This window comes from Chryseobacterium hagamense, assembly GCF_007991455.1.
GTDB lineage: Bacteria > Bacteroidota > Bacteroidia > Flavobacteriales > Weeksellaceae > Chryseobacterium > Chryseobacterium hagamense.
In genome coordinates this window covers 1-19,738 of record NZ_BJYJ01000010.1, presented here as the reverse complement: position 1 = coordinate 19,738, position 19,738 = coordinate 1, and the positions used below count along the sequence as shown (strand labels likewise).

20 protein-coding genes are annotated in these 19,738 nt (G+C 38.7%); 5 read left to right on the top strand and 15 right to left on the bottom strand.

Translation table 11 applies throughout. The features are described 5' to 3' along the window. Positions 1-373: 373 nt before the first annotated feature. The 4 genes from CHA01nite_RS20500 to CHA01nite_RS10810 all read right to left on the bottom strand — a co-directional run bounded on the left by CHA01nite_RS20500 (position 374) and on the right by CHA01nite_RS10810 (position 3,846). Complete coding sequence (locus CHA01nite_RS20500; RefSeq protein WP_170234723.1) at positions 374-535, bottom strand: hypothetical protein; 162 nt, start codon at positions 533-535, stop codon at positions 374-376. Between the two features lie 144 nt (positions 536-679). Further along, a complete protein-coding gene (locus CHA01nite_RS10820) occupies positions 680-1,066 on the bottom strand; it encodes a hypothetical protein (RefSeq protein ID WP_146941354.1) in 387 nt (128 codons plus the stop codon). A 168-nt stretch (positions 1,067-1,234) separates the two neighbouring features. Continuing rightward, positions 1,235-2,821 (bottom strand): patatin-like phospholipase family protein, encoded by a 1,587-nt coding sequence (locus CHA01nite_RS10815; RefSeq protein WP_146941352.1) that lies wholly within the window; start codon positions 2,819-2,821, stop codon positions 1,235-1,237. A 125-nt stretch (positions 2,822-2,946) separates the two neighbouring features. Next, positions 2,947-3,846 (bottom strand): magnesium transporter CorA family protein, encoded by a 900-nt coding sequence (locus CHA01nite_RS10810; RefSeq protein WP_146941350.1) that lies wholly within the window; start codon positions 3,844-3,846, stop codon positions 2,947-2,949. Between the two features lie 72 nt (positions 3,847-3,918). On the opposite strand from CHA01nite_RS10810, the gene CHA01nite_RS10805 reads away from it, so the two are divergent. Then, complete coding sequence (locus CHA01nite_RS10805; protein ID WP_146941348.1) at positions 3,919-4,941, top strand: 3-oxoacyl-ACP synthase III family protein; 1,023 nt, start codon at positions 3,919-3,921, stop codon at positions 4,939-4,941. Positions 4,942-5,011: 70 nt separating this feature from the next. On the opposite strand, the gene CHA01nite_RS10800 is transcribed toward CHA01nite_RS10805, so the two are convergent. Then, a complete protein-coding gene (locus tag CHA01nite_RS10800) occupies positions 5,012-5,398 on the bottom strand; it encodes a helix-turn-helix domain-containing protein (RefSeq protein ID WP_146941346.1) in 387 nt (128 codons plus the stop codon). Positions 5,399-5,878: 480 nt separating this feature from the next. Between CHA01nite_RS10800 and CHA01nite_RS10795 the strand changes: the two genes are divergently transcribed. After that, positions 5,879-6,622 carry a GLPGLI family protein gene (locus CHA01nite_RS10795; protein ID WP_146941344.1) on the top strand — a complete coding sequence of 248 codons (744 nt, stop codon included), beginning with the start codon at positions 5,879-5,881 and terminating at the stop codon, positions 6,620-6,622. 59 nt (positions 6,623-6,681) lie between these two features. On the opposite strand, the gene CHA01nite_RS10790 is transcribed toward CHA01nite_RS10795, so the two are convergent. Next, complete coding sequence (locus CHA01nite_RS10790) at positions 6,682-7,851, bottom strand: thioredoxin family protein (RefSeq protein ID WP_146941342.1); 1,170 nt, start codon at positions 7,849-7,851, stop codon at positions 6,682-6,684. Between the two features lie 269 nt (positions 7,852-8,120). Between CHA01nite_RS10790 and CHA01nite_RS10785 the strand changes: the two genes are divergently transcribed. Next, positions 8,121-8,999 (top strand): helix-turn-helix domain-containing protein, encoded by an 879-nt coding sequence (locus CHA01nite_RS10785; protein WP_146941341.1) that lies wholly within the window; start codon positions 8,121-8,123, stop codon positions 8,997-8,999. Positions 9,000-9,217: 218 nt separating this feature from the next. Then, positions 9,218-10,135: a phage tail-like protein gene (locus tag CHA01nite_RS10780; protein ID WP_146941340.1), complete on the top strand. Its 918-nt coding sequence runs from the start codon at positions 9,218-9,220 to the stop codon at positions 10,133-10,135. 333 nt (positions 10,136-10,468) lie between these two features. Here CHA01nite_RS10780 and CHA01nite_RS10775 read toward each other — a convergent pair whose 3' ends face one another. The 5 genes from CHA01nite_RS10775 to CHA01nite_RS10755 form a co-directional block, all read right to left on the bottom strand. After that, a complete protein-coding gene (locus CHA01nite_RS10775) occupies positions 10,469-10,672 on the bottom strand; it encodes a hypothetical protein (RefSeq protein ID WP_146941338.1) in 204 nt (67 codons plus the stop codon). Positions 10,673-10,922: 250 nt separating this feature from the next. After that, positions 10,923-12,020, bottom strand: coding sequence for a grasp-with-spasm system SPASM domain peptide maturase (gene gwsS, locus CHA01nite_RS10770; protein WP_170234722.1), 1,098 nt, complete (start codon positions 12,018-12,020; stop codon positions 10,923-10,925). 162 nt (positions 12,021-12,182) lie between these two features. After that, complete coding sequence (locus CHA01nite_RS10765) at positions 12,183-13,145, bottom strand: ATP-grasp domain-containing protein (RefSeq protein WP_146941334.1); 963 nt, start codon at positions 13,143-13,145, stop codon at positions 12,183-12,185. Next, on the bottom strand, positions 13,096-14,166 hold the full coding sequence (locus tag CHA01nite_RS10760; RefSeq protein ID WP_146941332.1) for a hypothetical protein: 1,071 nt from the start codon (positions 14,164-14,166) through the stop codon (positions 13,096-13,098). Before CHA01nite_RS10760 ends, CHA01nite_RS10765 begins: the two co-directional genes overlap by 50 nt. A gap of 49 nt (positions 14,167-14,215) precedes the next feature. Further along, complete coding sequence (locus tag CHA01nite_RS10755; protein ID WP_146941331.1) at positions 14,216-14,476, bottom strand: hypothetical protein; 261 nt, start codon at positions 14,474-14,476, stop codon at positions 14,216-14,218. A 241-nt stretch (positions 14,477-14,717) separates the two neighbouring features. On the opposite strand from CHA01nite_RS10755, the gene CHA01nite_RS10750 reads away from it, so the two are divergent. Continuing rightward, entirely contained in the window at positions 14,718-15,002 is a 285-nt protein-coding gene (locus tag CHA01nite_RS10750; protein WP_146941329.1) for a helix-turn-helix transcriptional regulator, read from the top strand. Between the two features lie 248 nt (positions 15,003-15,250). Here CHA01nite_RS10750 and CHA01nite_RS10745 read toward each other — a convergent pair whose 3' ends face one another. The 4 genes from CHA01nite_RS10745 to CHA01nite_RS10725 all read right to left on the bottom strand — a co-directional run bounded on the left by CHA01nite_RS10745 (position 15,251) and on the right by CHA01nite_RS10725 (position 19,617). Next, positions 15,251-15,466 carry a cytochrome C551 gene (locus CHA01nite_RS10745; RefSeq protein WP_146941327.1) on the bottom strand — a complete coding sequence of 72 codons (216 nt, stop codon included), beginning with the start codon at positions 15,464-15,466 and terminating at the stop codon, positions 15,251-15,253. Between the two features lie 396 nt (positions 15,467-15,862). Next, entirely contained in the window at positions 15,863-17,488 is a 1,626-nt protein-coding gene (gene pruA / locus CHA01nite_RS10740) for an L-glutamate gamma-semialdehyde dehydrogenase (protein ID WP_146941325.1), read from the bottom strand. Positions 17,489-17,866: 378 nt separating this feature from the next. Beyond that, a complete protein-coding gene (locus CHA01nite_RS10735; protein WP_146941323.1) occupies positions 17,867-18,970 on the bottom strand; it encodes a DNA topoisomerase IB in 1,104 nt (367 codons plus the stop codon). A 209-nt stretch (positions 18,971-19,179) separates the two neighbouring features. Next, entirely contained in the window at positions 19,180-19,617 is a 438-nt protein-coding gene (locus CHA01nite_RS10725) for a DUF6526 family protein (RefSeq protein ID WP_146941319.1), read from the bottom strand. Positions 19,618-19,738: the final 121 nt, after the last annotated feature.

Here is a 19,738-nt window from a genome sequence, read left to right as displayed (position 1 = left end):
AGGTGTTGAAAAATGTCAGTTATGGAAACCATTTTCTCGAATAAAACAGAAAGAACGATATTCCGATAACAATAAAAAACGGGTATAAAAATAGTTTAGTAATCAGAAGGTAAACCGTTAATATGAAAAGAAAGATAAACAACAGATAAATAAAAACTGATTCTTTACGAATGACTTTTAATATATTGAATATTAGTAGTATAAAAAATGAAAAAAATGCAAACTGTCCAATGATATTCTGTCTGTAATCGTAATTCGGATGATCATTATACGAATCGCTAAGCCAGGTATAACCAAAATAAATAATGCCTACTAATGGGGCAGCGATTCCAACAATAGATTTATATTTATTTGTTTCCATAATTTTGTACAATTAACATCCTGCTGCTTCCAAACAATCCTGTAATCCCCAACCGGTTCCTGCAAAACCAATCACAGCGCCGCCCCAGGCACCAAATACCGCACCCCAGCCTCCTCCGCCAAATGCTCCGGAAGCTCCACCAACTATGCCACCTAAAATAGTAGCTGTAATCATTCGTGGTTTCCATTTTTTAACACATGCCTGGCAAGGACTGATTTTAGCTGACTCAGGATTATCGATCTTACTGCAGGCTGCTTCAATAACTTCATTGATGAATATTTCATTACTGCCATCATACTTTAGCTGTGGATATTTATCTTATATATTATATAGCAAATCATTGATGACTGCTAAGGAGAGATCTATGTCATCATTTTTATAGCCCGTTAAATTTAGAAAATAACTTTCCCCACCTTTTTTAAAATCTTCTTCATTATAATTTTTAAAAAAATTTTGTTTATCAGGCATATTACCGATAAAATTAACAAAGCTGTTACCCAGATCAATAAATTCTTTGTCCTTTGCCAGTTCATCAATCAGTTGTACCTTCGTTAGGTTTACGGTCCTGGAAGAATAATGATTATTTTTTGCATTGCCAACAGGTACGTCCGGATTTTCCAGTTCATTTTGCTGATTGCAAGCTGTTAAAAATAAAGAGGTCGTAATAAGTAACAAATAGAGTTTTGTTAAGAAAGATTTTTTCATTTTCAATTAGTTTAATATTAATTACTTAATTGTTAAACTTAATGCGCATTTGGTTTTAACAGGACAAATATATTTAAAAAAACTAAATATCCAAAAAAAATTCGATTCCCTAGGTGTTTTTTTTTATTTATATAAAATAGTTTATTTTAAGGATGTTGTAGAGTTATTTTACCCCACCGTCTTCGTATCCTCTTCTTTCAGAATCTTTTTCTCTTTCATGGAAAGCATCATCCGTTCGCATTTGTATTTCTGCCAGTCGAATTGGTGGAGAAAGTCGAGGGCGGCGGAGAAACCGCGGTTGAAGAGTTCTTCCTTTTCGTTTCTTTTCATAAAGAAATTCAGCCAGCTGCTGGTTCCGCAGTTTACGGTCTGGATGCTGAACAGGTGATAAAAGGTGTGTTTCGTGAGGAAGGTTTTGTCGTTAAAGCCTTTCAGGGTGCTGATGATATTGCCGCCGAAAGAAAATGGGGATTTTAAAATCTCTTCGCTGGTTTTTCCTTTTTCCGAAAGAAGATCGGAATCGCTGGTAAGCTGTACCCCGAATAGCGGTGTTCTCGGGTAAAAAATATCGGCGGAGTGGAAGAGGTCAATCGGAAAATTGGAAATGCTTCCGCCGTCGATAAAAACCCCTGCAGGATTGATGTCTTCCGGCTTCGTATTCATCCAGAATTTCCAGGCATATTTTACCGAATCGTCATTCCGGTCGATCGGTTTCTGAAACGGCTCAAAAAAGAAGGGAACCGACATCGAGGCGCGGACAAATTCCGCCGGGCTGATGTGCTTGAGCTCTTCTTCGGACCAGTACAGATTGGCCATGGTCGGCAGTTCCACCTTGATCTTGGCATTGATGTCCGTGGTGATTACGACATATTCCGACTGCAGCAGGTAAAAAGGGTCTTGTTTGTAATAATCGTTGTTAATAGTCCCTTCATAGAAAATCCGGTACCGGATCTCGTCGATGTGTTCTTTGTTGTTCGTATAGATTTCCCCGATGCTTTCCACGGCCATATCGTAATACTGCATTTCGTTTCCGTAGCGGTAGTCCAGGTTCAGGTTTTTGCCTTTCTGTACAAACTTTTCGTTCAGTTCGGCAACGGTTTTGATGCCGAAACCATCCAGCACCGCTTCCATCTGATTCAGGAACGTATTTCCCGGATTCAGTCCGGAATTTGCTTTTTTCAGATCGTTGTACAGTTTCATCAGGCAGATCATGGCAATAAGGATCGGGATGATCGGAACCAGGAACAGCAGTTTGGCGCGCAGGGTGGTTTCCGATGGGATGGCAAACGGCATAATAACCAGGATCAGCATAATGACACCGGCAATGATCGCATTGTTCCGGATGAAATTCCTGTTGTTAAGCATAGAATGGATGGTGGTTCTGATGTAGGGTTTCCCATCCATAAAATCGGCAAAGCTCCAGTTAAACAGAATATCCCTGATGGTTTCGCTTTTTGTTTCCTCTTTTGTCCGGCAGGCGGCAATCAGCATCGTATTGATGGCTCCGGCACTGGTCCCGGCCACTTTCAGGAAACGGATCCCGAAAATTTCGAGGGCATATAGGTAGCCGACCAATGCACTTCCCCAGACCCCGCCGCCTTCCTGTACGAATTCCACATACTGGTTCCCTTCTTTATCCAGGAGGTCCGAAAATTCCTTGGCCGAAATAAGATCGTGCAATGCGGAAAGTTTTTCTCTGGATGCTTTGGAAAGGGTAGGGTCTTCAAGGATTTTTTGCAGGGCTTCGGCTTTCATGGTGATTGGCAGTTAAATTATTCTTGGTTAACGAAGATATTTAATTCTTACCTTAATAAAATACTCCGGCAAAAATTTTTTCAGTCTTTGCAGTTGTTCATTAAGAACAGCCTACCCATTTAACATTACCACTGTTTCCTTCTCGCGTAAATAAACGTGCAGATCACAACGACTGCCATTAATCCCAGGGTGTAAAAATACCCGTTTTTATGGTGCAGTTCCGGCATATTGTCGAAATTCATCCCGTAAACCCCGGCAATAAAAGTGATCGGTAAAAAATACACGGAATACACAGCCAATACTTTCATCACCTGATTGGCCTTCTGGTCGGAGAGCGCCAGGAACATTCCGATCAGGTTGGTGACCTGGATGTTCAGGTGGTCGAAATCGGCAACCACATCCTTATGTTTGTCCTTTAAATCGGAGACTTCGGAATCCTGAAGCCCCAGCAGCCTGAATTTATCGATGGCATCCGAAGAAACGGTAAGCACCCTCGAATTAAGGCCCGACTTTCTTTTCAGCTTATAGAGCCTCTTGATCTGGTTGGTGTGGTTGGTATTTTTGAGGAAAATCTCATTTTCAATATTGTCCATGGTCTCCAGCAGGCTGACCGATTCGTCGTCGAAGCTTTTCATGATCAGCAGGGCAATCCGCAGGGCGATATTTTTGGAGGTGGTCTCTGTTTTCAGGGCAGCGAGCTGCTTTTTGGTTTCCGTAAGGCTCCTGGTCTTCATGCGGTGGATGGTAATAATCGTCCTGCCCATGATAAAGATCCCGATTTTGGTGCTGATGTCGCTGATGGTGTTGAGGTTTTTCCGCTCCAGTTCGGTGCTTTCCCGCAGCAGGAAAAATTTCACGTCGCCGTCCTCTTCGTATTTCGGAAGGTGGTTCGGATCCAGGGTATCTTCCAGAAGAAGATTGTTGATCTCATATCGTTCGTGTAAAAACGCCAGGTCTTCCGCCGTGGGAGCCTCCACATCTACCCATTCGCACTGGGAGTCTCGGTAAAGGGTAACAATTGCCATAGGGTAAAAATAATCATAATTTGAAAAACTATGGATTAAATAAGTTTATCTTTACCAAAATTAAAAAACTATATGATTAAAAGTACCATAAAAGGGATCGGATTCCATGTTCCGGATCACGTTGTTACGAATGATGATTTAGCCAAATTAATGACCACCAACGACGAGTGGATTACGGAGCGCACCGGAATTAAGGAAAGAAGGCATCGCGAACACCGTAACGATGCGCAGGAGACCACCGCTTATTTAGGATTTAAAGCCTCCGAAAAAGCCATTGCCAACGCAGGACTGGCTTCAGAAGATATCGATTATATTGTTTTCGCCACCCTTTCGCCGGATTACTATTTTCCGGGCTGCGGCGTCCTGTTGCAGGATATGCTGGGCTGCGGAACCATTGGTGCGCTGGATGTCAGAAATCAGTGTTCGGGGTTCGTTTATGCCATGAGTGTAGCCAATGCATTCATCAAATCCGGAACCTATAAAAATATTCTGGTGGTGGGAGCGGAAGTGCATTCCTTCGGGCTGGATTTTTCCGATGAGGGAAGAGGGGTGTCCGTTATTTTCGGGGACGGGGCAGGAGCCATCGTTCTTTCTGCCACCATCAATGACGATGCAGGAGATGTACTGGCGGTGAATATGCATTCCGAAGGGAAGTATGCCGACGAACTGTGTACCCAGTTTCCGGGTTCCAAATACGGCTGGAGCGACCGCATGAGGAAAGAGCCGGAGAATGTAACCGATAAGGAAGTCTATCCGATCATGAACGGGAACTTCGTTTTCAAGCATGCCGTAACAAGATTCCCGGAAACCATGAAGGAAGCCCTTGACAAAGCCGGAAAAACCATCGATGACGTGGATATGTTCATTCCGCACCAGGCCAACTTAAGGATTGCCCAGTATGTGCAGCAGAAATTCGGTCTGCCGGATGAGAAGATCTTCAACAACATCCAGAAATACGGAAATACGACGGCAGCCTCCATCCCTATCGCCTTAAGTGAAGCTATTGAGCAGGGAAAGATCAGAAGGGGAGACCTGGTCTTGCTTTCGGCCTTCGGAAGCGGCTTTACTTGGGGAAGCGTCCTTTTCGAATATTAAATAAAAAACTTTTAAAATAAAAATCCGCTGTCTGAAAAGGCAGCGGATTTTCTTATGTTTTGACGTGACGTTAATTTTTCAGCAGCTTTTCGATCAGCCTGTTCTGCATTTCCATCAGTTGATTGATGTGATGCTGATTACTGATCACATTTTCCAATAAATTCTGATCAGTATTACTGTTGATCGTTGTATCACCAATATTTCCTACAGAAGAATTAGTGCTTTTTTCAATGTTATTGTTGACAATCGTATCTCCTTCTAAAAAATACCGGGGTTCCACTTTAAAAAAATCGGAAATCTTCTGCATAAAAATGAAATCCAGTTTTTCAATGGCCCCGTTTTCAATTTTGCTGAGGTAACTCTGGGATACCTCCAGCTGAAAAGCCAGATCCTCCTGGGATATTTCTTTCTGTTCCCGCAATTTTTTTATTTTAAAACCGATACTGCTGTTCATCATAATGGAAATTGAAATGTAAAGATACTGTTTTTACGAGAATATTTTTATTCCAGACGGAATAGCCTTTTATTTCTTTCGGAATTGTTAGCTAGGGAATTGTTGATGATCTTTGGAAAAAGTTTCGCGAAATACTTTTAGTGTAAAAAATTATTATTAATTTCAAAATTCAAAACACATGAAAAGAATTTTTTTATTGGCAGCCTTTGGCGTTGCCGGAATGATGAATGCCAATACTTCCAAAGAAGTGACAATCGAATCAAAAGTTTTTTATCATCCAATAGTCCTCACTTCATCTTGTGCTATATGCAGGTTGTAGAAGTCGGGCCTAAAGATCAGCAGGATTGTTGGATGACAGATTTACAACAGATGGAGGATGACTGTAACAGTCCCTTTGAAAATCCACAATATGGCTATAATCCATAGATCATTAAATTTTTAAAATGCGCAACTACTTTTTAATACTTTCAATTTTTTTCATGCTTGTTTTCATTTGCTCAGCAAAAACAAGAAAAATCTTTTTCTGATCTTGAGGTACAGTATGAATATTCTTTTATTCGGGATACTACAGACATAGATCCAACCCATAGATCAAAAGAAATTATGATTCTGGATTTTAATTCTAATTCATCAATATATTATAGTCAGCAGTATTTAGCAGCAAGAAAAGTTTTTGAACAGGCAGCTATTGCCGCACAGACTTCCGCAAATGTAGAAATCCGCGCTTCGGACCTTCCAAAATATAAAATATCATATTCCATTTATAGAGAGGGGTCCAAAATCTATTATACCGGAAATATTTCCCGTGATTTTTTTACTTTTGAAAGTACCTATTTAAAATGGAAGACAGACTATAATGAAATGAAAACGGTTCTTGGATACAAATGTAATAAAGCTACAACGGTTTTTAATAATAGAATATTTACGGCATGGTATACCAAGGAAATTCCCATTTCGGAAGGGCCTTACAGGTTTAAGGGGCTTACAGGTTTAATATTAGAAATTAATGATGAAAAGTTGTATCACTCATTCAAAGCAATAGGTCTTGAAAAAAAGCAGCTTGAAATTAAACCAATGACTAAAGGAGTGCCTGTAACCCGTGAGCAATATTTAATAAAAAGAGAGGAATTTAAAAGTAACCCGTATTCTGAAAGAACAAATTTTCCTAAGGAAAAAAGAGATAAAATGATTGAAGCTTATAAAAAGGAAATTCCATTGGAAAATTAAAAGATTAGATTTAAAGAGTCAATAAAAAATCCGCAGAACAATCTGCGGATTTCTCTATTTTACTGTATCGTCAAGCTCTTCAGCAGCTTCTCGGTATCGGCTGAATCTTCACCGGATTTTTTCGCCAGTGCGATGGATTTTTCCGCCCAGAATTTTGCGTTTTTCTTATCGCCTGTTTTGTTATAAAGATTGGCCAGGGTATCGGTATTCGCGTAATTTTCATTTTTCTTCACCGATTCCTGCGCCCACGCCACGGCTTTTTCAAGAGACGCCTTATTGGTCACATTTTCAAAGAAGTTCCATGCCAGGGAATTCAGTTCTTCCGAACTCATCGCAGAAGTATCTTTATTCAGTTCCAGGGTCAGCTTTTCGTATTTGGCAATATCTTTATCTCTCAATGCTCTGTTGGCCTGTGCCTTTTTCAGCGTTTTTTCAGCTTCTTCCTTCGGCATAAACTTTTGCGCTTCCGTCAGGAAATAATTGTCATTCCATGATTTGGTATCGGCATTATAGGATTTCTTGAAAAGTCCGCTGATCTTCATGCTTTTATCGATAGCCTCATATTTTTCAGGAGTAATCATGTTGGAAATCTCTGTCTTCTTAGACTGGAATATTTTATACATCGGACTATCCGAAGTCTGCGTTACCGATAAAAGCATCTGGATATCGTTTCTGTCCAGTTCATTTTTGCTGCTAAAATAACGCTCCATTACTTTTCCTGAAAACTCGGGATCGCTGTACATCGTCAGACCGGCCAGGTTTTTCAGGAATTCAGGATCTTTTTCCCCTTCTTCGAATTTCTGCTTCAGGGCAGTCAGCCTTTTGCTTGGGTCACCCGCATCCTTGGCAAACTGGATGAAGTCGTTTTCTTCCACATATCCAAGAGTCCGGTGTACCAGTTCTCCGTTTCCGTCGACGAAAAGATAGGTAGGAAAAGCTTTCACGTTATATTTTTTGGCAATTTCAATTCCTTCGCCTTTTTCCATATCGATTTTGGCATTTACGAAATTCGCATTGTAATAATCGCCTACGGTTTTTTGCGGGAATACGTTTTTCGCCATCAATTTACAGGGCCCGCACCAGGTGGTATAAGCGTCGATAAAGACCAGCTTGTTTTCTTTTTTGGCTTTGGCAAGAACTGTCGCGAAATTGGATTCTTCAAATTTAATTCCCTGGGCAAAGGAAAAAGCGCCAATAAACAGGGCTGAGAATATTGCTAATTTTTTCATAATACTTTTTATTGATTGCAAATGTAATAATTATGTCGATAAATCAGTCTTCATAAAATAAAAATAGTTACAGCGGTATTTTGATTATTTTATAAAGGATAAGTTAAATTAATTTCATAGTATGGATAGAAGCAATTATATTTTACTATAGAATTAATTGGATATATTAAATTTTATTAAAATATAAATTATTCTTAATTTTGTGAAAACTAAAAGACACAACGCGAACATGATGGATTATTGTAATAACCATGATAATTTCTTGATTTATGTCTAAAAGTTTTCAGCAACTTTTGTTTTTTATTATTATTTCGATACCGTTTACGGCTCAGGGAAAAATACGGTCCTCTGTCTCTTATCAATATCCGTCGGCTCCAGTAAAGGTGACCGGCTTTTTACTGGCTTCACAGCATTCTGCCGGGGTACAGGAAACCTATCTTCCTTCAACCTATCCTGCCAAACCTGATCTTCCTTTAAAAATGGGAAACAGCCTACTGAATCCTGTAAAAGATATCGCCATTATCATATTGGGCAGCGTACTGATCGTAACTTTCATTAGATTCAGGAAGACCCGGAAGAAGCAACGGTCCAGGCTCAGGCAGATGCTCAGGAACCAGCATCGTTCGTCTGCGGTCAACCTATCCGGTCCCGTTGAAGATTTGAGATCTGGGTTTGCCAATATTTCTATTGAAGAGTCCTTCGGAGATGACAGAGAGCTGATCCGGCCAAGGACCGAGTCTTTAATGACTTCCGTAACCGAAAACAAGCTGCTGGAACTTCTGGATGATTTTGAAAACGGAACCCTGTACAACCGTAAAAATATGTCCCTGCCTTTTCTTGCCGGAACTCTGAATACCAATACCAAATACCTTTCGTTCATTATCAACCGTTATAAAAGTACAGATTTTAAAACGTATATCAACCGTTTAAGAATAGAATATATAGTTGGTAAGCTCTCAGAAGACGAGAAATACCGGCAGTACAAGATCAGTATCCTGGCCGAGGAATGCGGTTTTTCTTCCCACAGCAAGTTTGCCGCTATATTTAAAGCCATGACCGGTTATTCCCCTTCAGCTTATATTAAACTGCTGGATTCCGGGATTCAGCCTGATCTGAGAAGCATTTGTATGGAAGAAATGTGCATGTAAGATTGTCCGTTAAGCGGAAATACTTACTATTTTCAGGAAAACAGACATCCGTTTGCTTTTCCGTAAGAGCGGCAGTCTCTATATTTGCCACCGGTTTTAAGGATCTTACAGGTTTCCAAGATCTGAACCATTAAAAACCACACCTAAACACTAAAACCAGAAAACGGCTGGCTTCATATTGTAAAATCGATAACGATATTTTACAAAAATTAATGAACATGAACAGCAAAGAATTAAAACGGATGAGAACAACTTTTACAGTCGTTTTGGCTGCCGCATTTTCCAATCTCGCCTTTTCGCAGGTTGGTATCAATACCGTAACGCCGCTAACGAGTTTGGATGTCGTTGCCAGAACAAACGACGGGTCTTCTGCGGAAGGTATTTTGCCTCCCAGACTTACCGGAGACCAGATCAAGGCGGCAGACAGCCGGTATTCCGCCCAGCATGCGGGCGTTATCGTGTACATAACCGATCCGGTAAGTACCCCCAGTACCAAAACCATCAATGTCACATCGGTCGGAATGTACGTTTTCGACGGGAATGTATGGGTCAAAATGATGCAGGGCGACAGCCGGAATTTCCTGACGGTATCTGCCGGCGATATTAAGAATTCCGTCATGAGTACGGATCATGCAGGCTGGTATGCTTTGGACGGAAGGGATGTTTCAACACTTCCTGACGGGGCTAAAGCTACGGCACAGCTTCTGGGCTTTACAGCAAATATTCCTGATGCGAGAGACCGTACCCTGAAAACGAAGGCCGACGGAGAAATTCCCGGAAGCGTGGGAGGAGATAACTTTTTATGGATTTCCCAGCTCAATCTGCCCGATATCACCCTTCCCGGAACCATCCAGGGAATTGCGCAGTCGGCAGGATCCCATACGCACGGATCTCCGGACGGCGGATTCTTACTGGGGGGCACCCTGGTAAACAACGGAGGTGCAGGCGGATATCAGCCCGATCCCAATGCGACGGCCTGGGGCGGAATCGGAATGCTGACCAATACGGCTGCGGCAGGGGCGCACATCCATACGGTGACCGGAACGGCATCAGTTCCTACCGGAGGTGCCGGTAAATCAATGGACAACCGGTCGGCCTATCTGGTGGTCAATACCTTTATTTATTTAGGCGAATAAAAGTCATGCCCTGATGTGAAATCAGCGCAGAAATCCGGTTAACAGGCGGGAAGAAGGATGCCGGATGCCGGAAGCCCCTTCTGTTAGTATAACAATCCAAGGTATTGATTATTAATGGGATCATTTGTCACTTGATTAGAGTGAGCTTGTTGAAAATCCTTATTCAGGAATCTGACTTTCAGTTTAAACTTTAATAACCCGTTTGATATAAATGAAGTAGGTCCGGATTCGCGTTAAATAGAGTGGAACTTGATGGTCCTGTAACACGGAACGATTGCTGGCTAAAGACACTTTATAAATACAGGACCGCAGGTTTTTCTGCGGTCTTTGTATTTATTTTGTTGTTGCGGTATCCTGTTTCATTGCCGTACTGTCGGAAGCGGAAGATTCGGAACGGGCGTTGGCCGTATCGCCCAGGCTGTTTCTCATGTATTCCTTGTTGTGGTCATCCTTAAATTCTTCCCGGTTTTCTTTTTTATCGGCACAGCTGCTTAAAAACAATAAGCCTAAAACCGCGGCTATTCCTAATTTTTTCATAGTAAATTCTTTAATGTTTAGTAACAGATCAAATATAGTGATTAAAAGTAAATAGTAAATGTAAAATGTAAGAAGTAAGAAGTAAAAAGTAAGATGTACAAAGTGAAAAGGATTAGAATATACCAAAATTCAGGGATTTTACTGTTGAAATTATTAATAGCTATTGCTCTTTTACGGTACTTGTTTGCTACTCTCAAACAGAGAACCTCAATCTTTGAATTCTCATCGCCATTAGGAATATTTTTCTCAATTAAAATCCGTTTTCATTTTTCTTCACCAATTCTTCCATTCCGTAATATTTTATGGCTTTCTCCTTTAAGGGGTTAGTGCTCCATTCCTGCCATTCGCCAGTGTAAGGATTATAGCCACATTTTAAAGGTTTTGATACATCTAACCCTCCTGCATCTGTATGGGTTCTTTCGGTATAAGCTCTGCAATCTGTACAAATATACCGGAATTCACAATCTTTGCACACTTCTATTTTGTCTTTTGTGAGATTCCAATATTTCTTGAAATCAGGATGTGCCAACGCTTCTTCTAAAGTCGTGTCCGTAATATGACCAAAACTTTGTGGCATAGAGGGGCAATTTCTGATGTTTCCTTCTGAATCTATGGAAATCTTTTTGTGAAGGCAGGAGTTGTGGTGGAGGGATTCAGTATACATTTGAATATTTGTAGAAAAGTATTTAGAACTTATTTTACCACAACATTTATTACCAATAAAATTTTGAACTGTAAAGAAAATAATTCTTCCGTCTTTACTGTCAGATTCGATGTAATGTTCATTTGGAGAATTAAAAATTATAACAGATGCTAATCTATAATTATCATTTAAAATTTCTTTTAAGCAATCTTCATTTAAGCTTTTATTATAGTTTGTTATTATCGAAATTGATGAAATTATCATTTCATGAAATGTTATATAATTTAAAATATTCTTTATATTTTTGACAAACAATTCGTTTGCAATCCTTATCTCAATAGACTTGCAATTAATATTATTTAGTTCTGTGAAAATTTCAAAAGTTTTAGTTGCAGTTGAAATTTCTACTATTGCATTAGAAATTTCAAAAGGATAATCGAAATTTAATTCTAATTTGGGGAAATACGTTGGATTATGCGTTAGGAAGATAAACTCTTTTTCAAATAAAAAATTAAAATAGTCTTCTATAATTTTATCATATTCATTATTAAAAATATGTTTTATTTCATCAATTGATTTTTTACCGTTATATCTTTTTAAGATGTCAAATAAATCATTTGGGATGGGTTCATAATCACCTCTTTGTAAGTCACATATTATACTATTTGTTTTACCCTTAACACATAAGCAATTAGAATAAATCATAAAAATATTTTTCATAAAATCTTCGAAATAGGTTTATAAAAAGAGTTAAAAATTATTTTGTTAGAATTTATTTTTTTTACTGAAAAATATTTATCTATCTGGTTATCTATAAATTTAGCCTTTTTGGTTTGTTGAAGTAAAATAGATAGTTTAGATAAATCATTATTTACTAATTCTTTCATTATCAAATATTAATTTTTGTGCAATAAATTTTTCTATAAAATAATTACAGTTTTTAGATAACCAACCAAACTGTCCTTGTGGGTTTATTTCTAAAAATACAAACTCATTTTCTGGAGTGAGAATTAAGTCTATTGAGCATGTATTTATTTTTTTGTATTTCAAAAATTTTTTTATTTTTTTCTTTATCACTTTATCTAATTTAAAAGGAATAAATCTATTTTGCTTTTCAAAATTGTAATTTCTAAAATCTATTTTAGTTTTTTCGTCATTTTGAGAAAAAATCGCCATTGAAAAGAAAAATCCATCAAAGTAAAAAACTCGAATTTCAATATCTTTTTCAATGTATTCTTGAAAAATTGAAATTGCAAAATGTTCTTCTAAAAGATTAAAATGTTTTTCTTCTATGAGAAACGTTCCAGGTGAGGAGTATATATAATTTTCACTTCGGAATCTTATAAGATCTTTTATTGGTTTAGTAATGATTTTGTTATGAATCTGTTTAAAGGCCTTTAGTTCAGATTTTACGTTAGTAATTAGTGTACTTGGTACTTTCAAACCAAATTTATTTGCTAAATATAAATCGTATAATTTATTATGCTGACTTTCCTCTACATAGCCTCCGTAATAAATAGTATTTTTAAAACAATTTTTCTTTTCAATAAATTTATTTACAACGTCCTCTTCATCCAGTAGGTTATAAATAAATGGATATTTCTGAATTTCAGAAGGGTTTAGCCGTCTGAAAGCTCTTCTGTGCCATATAATTTCACCATTAACATAGTCTGCTTTTGAAATAGTTTCGCTAAAACTTGAAAAAATATCTGAATTAATTCTTTTAAAACTAACTCCTTTAGCAAGTAAATATTCTATTACCTCATCACTAACCCTATCTTTACTTTCTGTTATAATTTTTATCATCGTACTGCCTAAAATAATCTTCAAAATTTATTTTAATACTCTTTTTTCTTAAATTATTCTCTTCTTCTCTGCTGAGAGATAATATGGCTTTATAAAATGGTTCGAGCTTATATTTGGGGTTTTCATCATTATATAATTTATACAAGACATTACGGGATAAAGATGTTAATCCTATTTCACTTCGTTTTTTTTCTGCAGTTTGTATTTCCTGCTTTTTTTGTTGATCCCTATATTCCGGATAAATACTTTTATTTATTAAACAACATCCATCATTGAGCATTATAAGAGGAAAGTAATTGTATTCTTTTCTTACAAAAGCAAATTCCATTAGAGCTGCAAAATCTTTATTTCTCATTTTGCCCTCTTGTACAGCTTTGTAGAGCAGCGGCTCAAAATCTACATTTTTATACTTACCCATTTTCTGCTGATGGATAATAATGGCTTGGTATTTAAAATGAGCAGATAAAGATGAGTTATTCATACCAATCAAATATTCATTGGGAACACCATATTTTTCAATAATTTTTTTCAATGCAATGGCATTTACACTGTCATTTTTCAGAAAAATTTTACGTTGTTCGATGTTTAGGTTTTGTAAGTTGTCTCTATTTCTATACATTTGATCCCATTGTGCTAAACTATCTAATGTTCTTCGGAGCTTATAGTTAAATTTGCTTTTTGTACAGTCGACTTGCTCCATAAAACTTTTATTTCTTTCCTGAAATTTTTCAAAAAAAACAAAGGCTCTTATTTCAGAAAAATCATACTGCAGACATTTTAGTTTTTGATAATCTTGCTTTGCTCTTTCATCATTCTGTAATTCGGCATTTGTTAGAAAACTATTGTATATATCCTCAAAAAAAGGACTTTCCTTTTCATTAAAAGCCTGATAGTAGTTGTCCGAAGCCGTCTTTTTGTTTCCTGTTACAAGAGCGTATTCTGCTTTGTCTATACTTATATAATACTTTTGTAGATTTTCTGGTAATTGGCAGTAGCTGAAAATTGCAAATAAAGTAAGACATAATGTTAGTTGGATTTTTCTCATATGCTGAAAATATAAAATAATAGGACTTTATTAAAGTCCTATTAAAGTTTTAATTATCTCCGTTACATCCGCCCCAACCGTAATAAGTTCCATTGGTAAATATAAAGTCTTCATTACAACTTGTAGTTTCCCAAAGATAACATCCGCTTGTAGCTTGTCCATAATTAGGTGGAGTATACGCTGGTCCACCGATTCCTCCCGTTAATTTTTCTTTACTGCCATTTTTTAATTGAAATTTTTTAAGACTTTCTAAGTTTTTAATTTTTTTTTGCATCTTTTCAATTTTTAAATTATATTCTTTAATTGTCATACCATCCCTGACATGGGTTTTTGCTGATCCGGGTTTTCCTTATCCTGACTGCACGTGCACTTGCAGAAGAATAATCCGTAAACCTTTTATCCGCTTTTAACAACAATTTCCATTGCTTATGAACAAATCTAAAAAATTCGTTCCATGCAGAAAATTGAATTTTAAAGCTTTTTATAGCCTGTAAACCTTTAGAAAATAGAAAAGATTATATATTTGTAAGCAGAATTAGTATGAAACACCAATGAAATATCAAAAATTATTTCTTGCCAGAAAAGCCAGAAAAATAACTCAGGCTGATATTGCCGTCTATCTTAAAATCAGCCAGACCCAATACCATAAAAGAGAGGTTGGAAAGATCGAAATCTCAGTTGCTGAATGGCTAGGGATATCAAAATTGCTCGGCGTTTCTTTGGAAGAAATTTATGAGCCTTATACCATTTCATCATCCAAAAACTATGCTGATCTGCAGCAGGAAATAGAAGCTTTGAAGCAGCAACTAAGAAATTTAAAGAAAGACAGAGCGTAATTTATTTAGAACTTTCAGATGGAATGACAGAAGATTTATTCTGAATAGGATGGCCTTTAATCATATGCTTTTGGCATCAGGCTTCCCTCTTTTCAGACGGTTGATCCAGGTTCTCATCTGAGCGTCAGTAGATGACCAGGCCCCAGGGCAACACTATAGAATCAACGGGCTTAAGGCAGATTAATCAAACTTTAAAAAAAAATTCCCGGACTTTTATCCGGGAATTAAATGTTGGGGGGGAGTGGATCCTATCTCGCCGTAGCGGCAGTATCCATTTTCATTTTCATACTGTCCGGAGCAGCGGCAGAGGGGGCCGTTGTCATGGTATCGGTGGTAGCCGGAGCCATGGTCGCAGTATTATCCACTGCGGCAGAGTCCGTATTGCTCATCGATGTCGAAGATTCTTTTGTACCGCAGCTGATGGCCAATATTCCTACCGCTGCTGTCAACACTAATTTTTTCATAATATTTTGTTTGGGTTGTGTGCTTCCAACAATTCAATAACCGTTCCGAAAATTCGGTTGGCCATTAATTATCAATAAATTAACAAAAATTCGATGTGGAAATTAAACGAACAGGCTGGAAGAGGGAAGCCGGATGCCGGGAGTGTCTCCTGTCAAAATAGGTTTGTAGGTCCTGATAATCAAACTATGCATTTTGCCATTCTGTTAAAGGAAGTTCTTATTTAATCCTGGATAAAATTAGCCTTAATTTTATTTTTGAATTAATTAAATATCTGAATATGATATTGATATGACCGAATTCACGTTAAATTAAACTGAACGTATCTAATAAAACCGAAAATAAAAACCCCGGAAGCAAAATTCCGGGGCTTATTATTTAACAGTAATTGTTCATTATTATCCGAGATACGGATACTTGTAGTCTTTTGGTGAAACAAAAGTTTCTTTGATTGATCTTACGGAAGTCCATCTCAGAAGGTTCATTTTAGAACCGGCCTTGTCATTGGTTCCGGAAGCTCTTCCGCCTCCGAAAGGCTGCTGGCCCACTACGGCTCCTGTCGGTTTATCGTTGATGTAAAAGTTTCCTGATGCATTTTCCAAAGCTTTGAAAGCTTCGTTGATGGCATAACGATCCTGTGCAAAAACAGAACCCGTTAATGAATAAGGTGAAGAAGCATCTACCAGTTCAAGGGTTTCCGCCCATTTGGCATCTTCATATACATAGACGGATAGGATCGGGCCGAAGATTTCTTCAACCATGCTTTCGTACTGCGGATTCGTAGTTTCGATCACGGTAGGGTGTACAAACCAACCTTTGGAATCATCGGTTTTTCCACCGATTACCACGTTTGCTTCTTCCGATGCGTTGGCTCTGTCGATATACCCTTTGCATTTTTCGAAAGAGTTTTTGTCGATGACCGCATTCACAAAGTTGGACGGATCTTCCGGAGAGCCGATTTTAATAGAATCCATCTGCGTTTCCATTACTTTTTTCACGTCAGCCCATAAAGACTGTGGAATATAAGCCCTGGATGCTGCCGAACATTTCTGGCCCTGGTATTCGAAAGCTCCTCTTACCAAAGCGGTTGCTACTGCTGCTGCATTGGCAGAAGGATGGGCGATAACGAAGTCCTTTCCTCCGGTCTCCCCGACGATTCGCGGGTAGGTTCTGTAATTGTGGATATTGTCACCGATCATTTTCCACATTCCCTGGAATACTTTGGTGGAACCGGTAAAGTGAAGTCCGGCAAAATCCCTGTGTGCCAGTACTTTTTCAGCGGTTTCTTTTCCGTCGGTAAAGATCATGTTGATTACCCCTTTCGGCAGACCGGCTTCCGTAAGGACGTCCATGATGACTTTTGCGGAATAGATCTGCTTATCGGAAGGTTTCCAGACCACAACGTTTCCAAGCATGGCCATACAGGCCGGTAAATTTCCGGAGATTGCCGTAAAGTTGAACGGCGTTACCGCAAAGCAGAATCCTTCCAATGGTCTGTATTCTACACGGTTCCAGATTCCGGCATCCGAAACCGGCTGCTCGGAATACATTTCCGTCATAAATTCTACATTGAATCTTAGGAAGTCGATGAATTCACATGCCGCATCGATTTCTGCCTGATGAACATTTTTAGACTGCCCGATCATGGTTGCTGCATTGATTACATCCCGGTAAGGTCCGGCCAGAAGATCAGCTGCTTTTAAGAAGATCGCCGCCCGGTGTTCCCAGCCCAGCTCGTTCCATTCTTTCTTGGCAGCCAGTGCCGCGTTGATGGCATCATCTACATGCTGCATGGTTCCTCTGTGATAGAACCCGAAATCATGGGCATGATCCTGAGGCGACTGAAGCTGAACCTGGTCTCCTGTCGTAACTTCCTCACCATTGATGATCATTGGGATTTCTACTTTCTCCGCCCACATTTTTTTATATTGGGCGATCAGGCTTTTTACTTCCGGGGTTCCCGGTGCATAAGAATTTACCGGCTCGTTTACCGCGAACGGTACTTGCGAAATTGCTTTTGCCATATTCGTTGTATATTTTTTTATTTTCTGAGAATACAAATTTACAACATTTATTTGAGGTCTCCGGCAAAGAGCAGGGTGAATGGTGGATCGTCAATAGTCAATTTTGAATAGTCAATCTGCTCCGCCTGTCCATTTATTGTTACTGAATATAAAAACCAGTTATTAAATTGGAATAAAAAGACAGTAATCTAAGTTTTCACCGCGATTCCACTCCTCCGGAGGGGTGGCGAAGATTATGAAATAATTTTTGACGGGATGGTTTTTGTGAATGGTCAATGCTCAGTTTTAGACAGTCACTGTCTAAATGCTGTCAGGTGAATATTCGAAAATTTATTTTGAAAATCCAGCAAAATGTATTGACCATTCACCATTGACCCTTTAAATTTTCTCGTTTTCCAGTATTTTCAGCACCAGTTTTTCTTCGTGGGTAAGATCCGCTTTTCCGTCATTTTCTTCGATCTGCTCAAGCTCATCAAGGTATTTTTTGATGGTGTTGTTTTCATAAAGGTTAATGACCAGAGGGTGGACATAGTATTTACGGCAGACCGTACTGGTATTTCCCAAATGGGAAGCCACCATTTCGAGGGCTTCTTTTACTTTTTTCTTATATTCCGTGTGGGTTTCCGCATAGCCGATTTCTTTAAAGGCAATCAGTGCGCTGACGGTCCCGGACCATGTTCTGAAATCTTTTGCCGTGAAATCTTCACCGCTTATTTCTTTAATATACTCATTCACCATTCCCGAATCCACGGTGTGGCGGTTTCCTTCATCATCAATGTACTGGAAAAGCTCCCTTCCCGGGATGTCCTTACATTTTTGGATGAGTCTGGACAGTCTGCGGCTTTTTAAGTCGATGTCATGCATCACTCCTTTTTTACCTTTGAAATGGAAAGTGATTTTCTGTCCCTGTACTTTAACGTGCTTGCCTTTTAAAGTTGTCAGTCCAAAAGAGCCATACAGTTTTTCGTAGGCATTGTTTCCGATACGGATGTTGGTTTTCTGCATTAAGCTTACAATCAGCGCGAGGATTTTCCTTTTTTCAAAATTCCGCAACGCCAGATCTTTTTCTACCTGTAACCGTATATTGGGTAGGGCATAGCCGAACTGTAGCATCCTGTAAAACTTAGTGTGGTTTCGTAAAGCACTCCAAAGCGGATGATAACGGTACTGCTTTCTTTTCTTAACATCAATTCCGGTAGCCTGAAGGTGGCCGTTGTCCAACGCACAGATCCATACATTTTCCCAGGCCGGAGGAATCACCAGTTTATTGATTCGGGTAATTTCTTCCTTATCCCTGATTTTTTCACCGTCTCTGTAATATGAGTATTTTTTACCGGTTTTTTTGCGGGTAATTCCGGCTGTTTCTGCATCGGAGGTATAAATAAGATGTACCGCCTTTGCAGAAGCTACCGGATCTTTCATAATTTTTACAATCTTCGAAGGCTTCAGATGTGATATAAGCTCTAAGTCTGAATTTTCCATAAGATTTGGTTAAGAGTTTCTACCCCTTGAGAATAGCCACAGAATAAGGGCTATTACGCCGACAACGACAATGATGCCCCACCACATCCCTGCTTTAAAGATCGTTTCTACTGCTTCGCAGCTTGTTAACATCAGCAGACAGAATACCGTCATGCTGTATAAGCTCAATTTTCTCATGATAATTTATTTTGGTGTTTATTATTTAAACTTTAAATCCGGTGATGGTCGGCTCTCCATCTTTTGATGGATTTCTTGATCTCATCACCTGTAATTTTTTCGTGAAGCGCCTTGTACAGCAGTTCTCTGAATTCTTCATCGTAGGCGAACCTCAAAGCGGCAATCTGGTCAAATGTCAGTTTGCTTTCTGTTTCATCAGACCTTAGCTGGAAAAGCTCAAAGTATCTTTGTCTGAATTCCAGCCTTACCATCCGGTTCTGTAGCCCGAGGGCGTAATGCTGCCGTACCATAATGGCCAGATAGAAAATCAGAAAAATTACAACTGAAAATAAAATCCAGATCAGCTCATGGGGCTCGTCACTGAAAATTTTATAAATCCCGAAAATCTGCAGCACCATTAATAAGGGAAGGTAAATAAAGTGGTGCGGCGGATAAAATTTCCTGTGGTTTTTATAATTCTGGCTTTCCATAGTGTGTAAGTAAGCAATAACCTTTCCAAAATCTTTTATTTTCTGATCCGAACCTCATTTTTGAGCTGAAGAAATAGTGAGTGTAGGGCTTAAATATTATGTATCATATAATTTAGAAGCT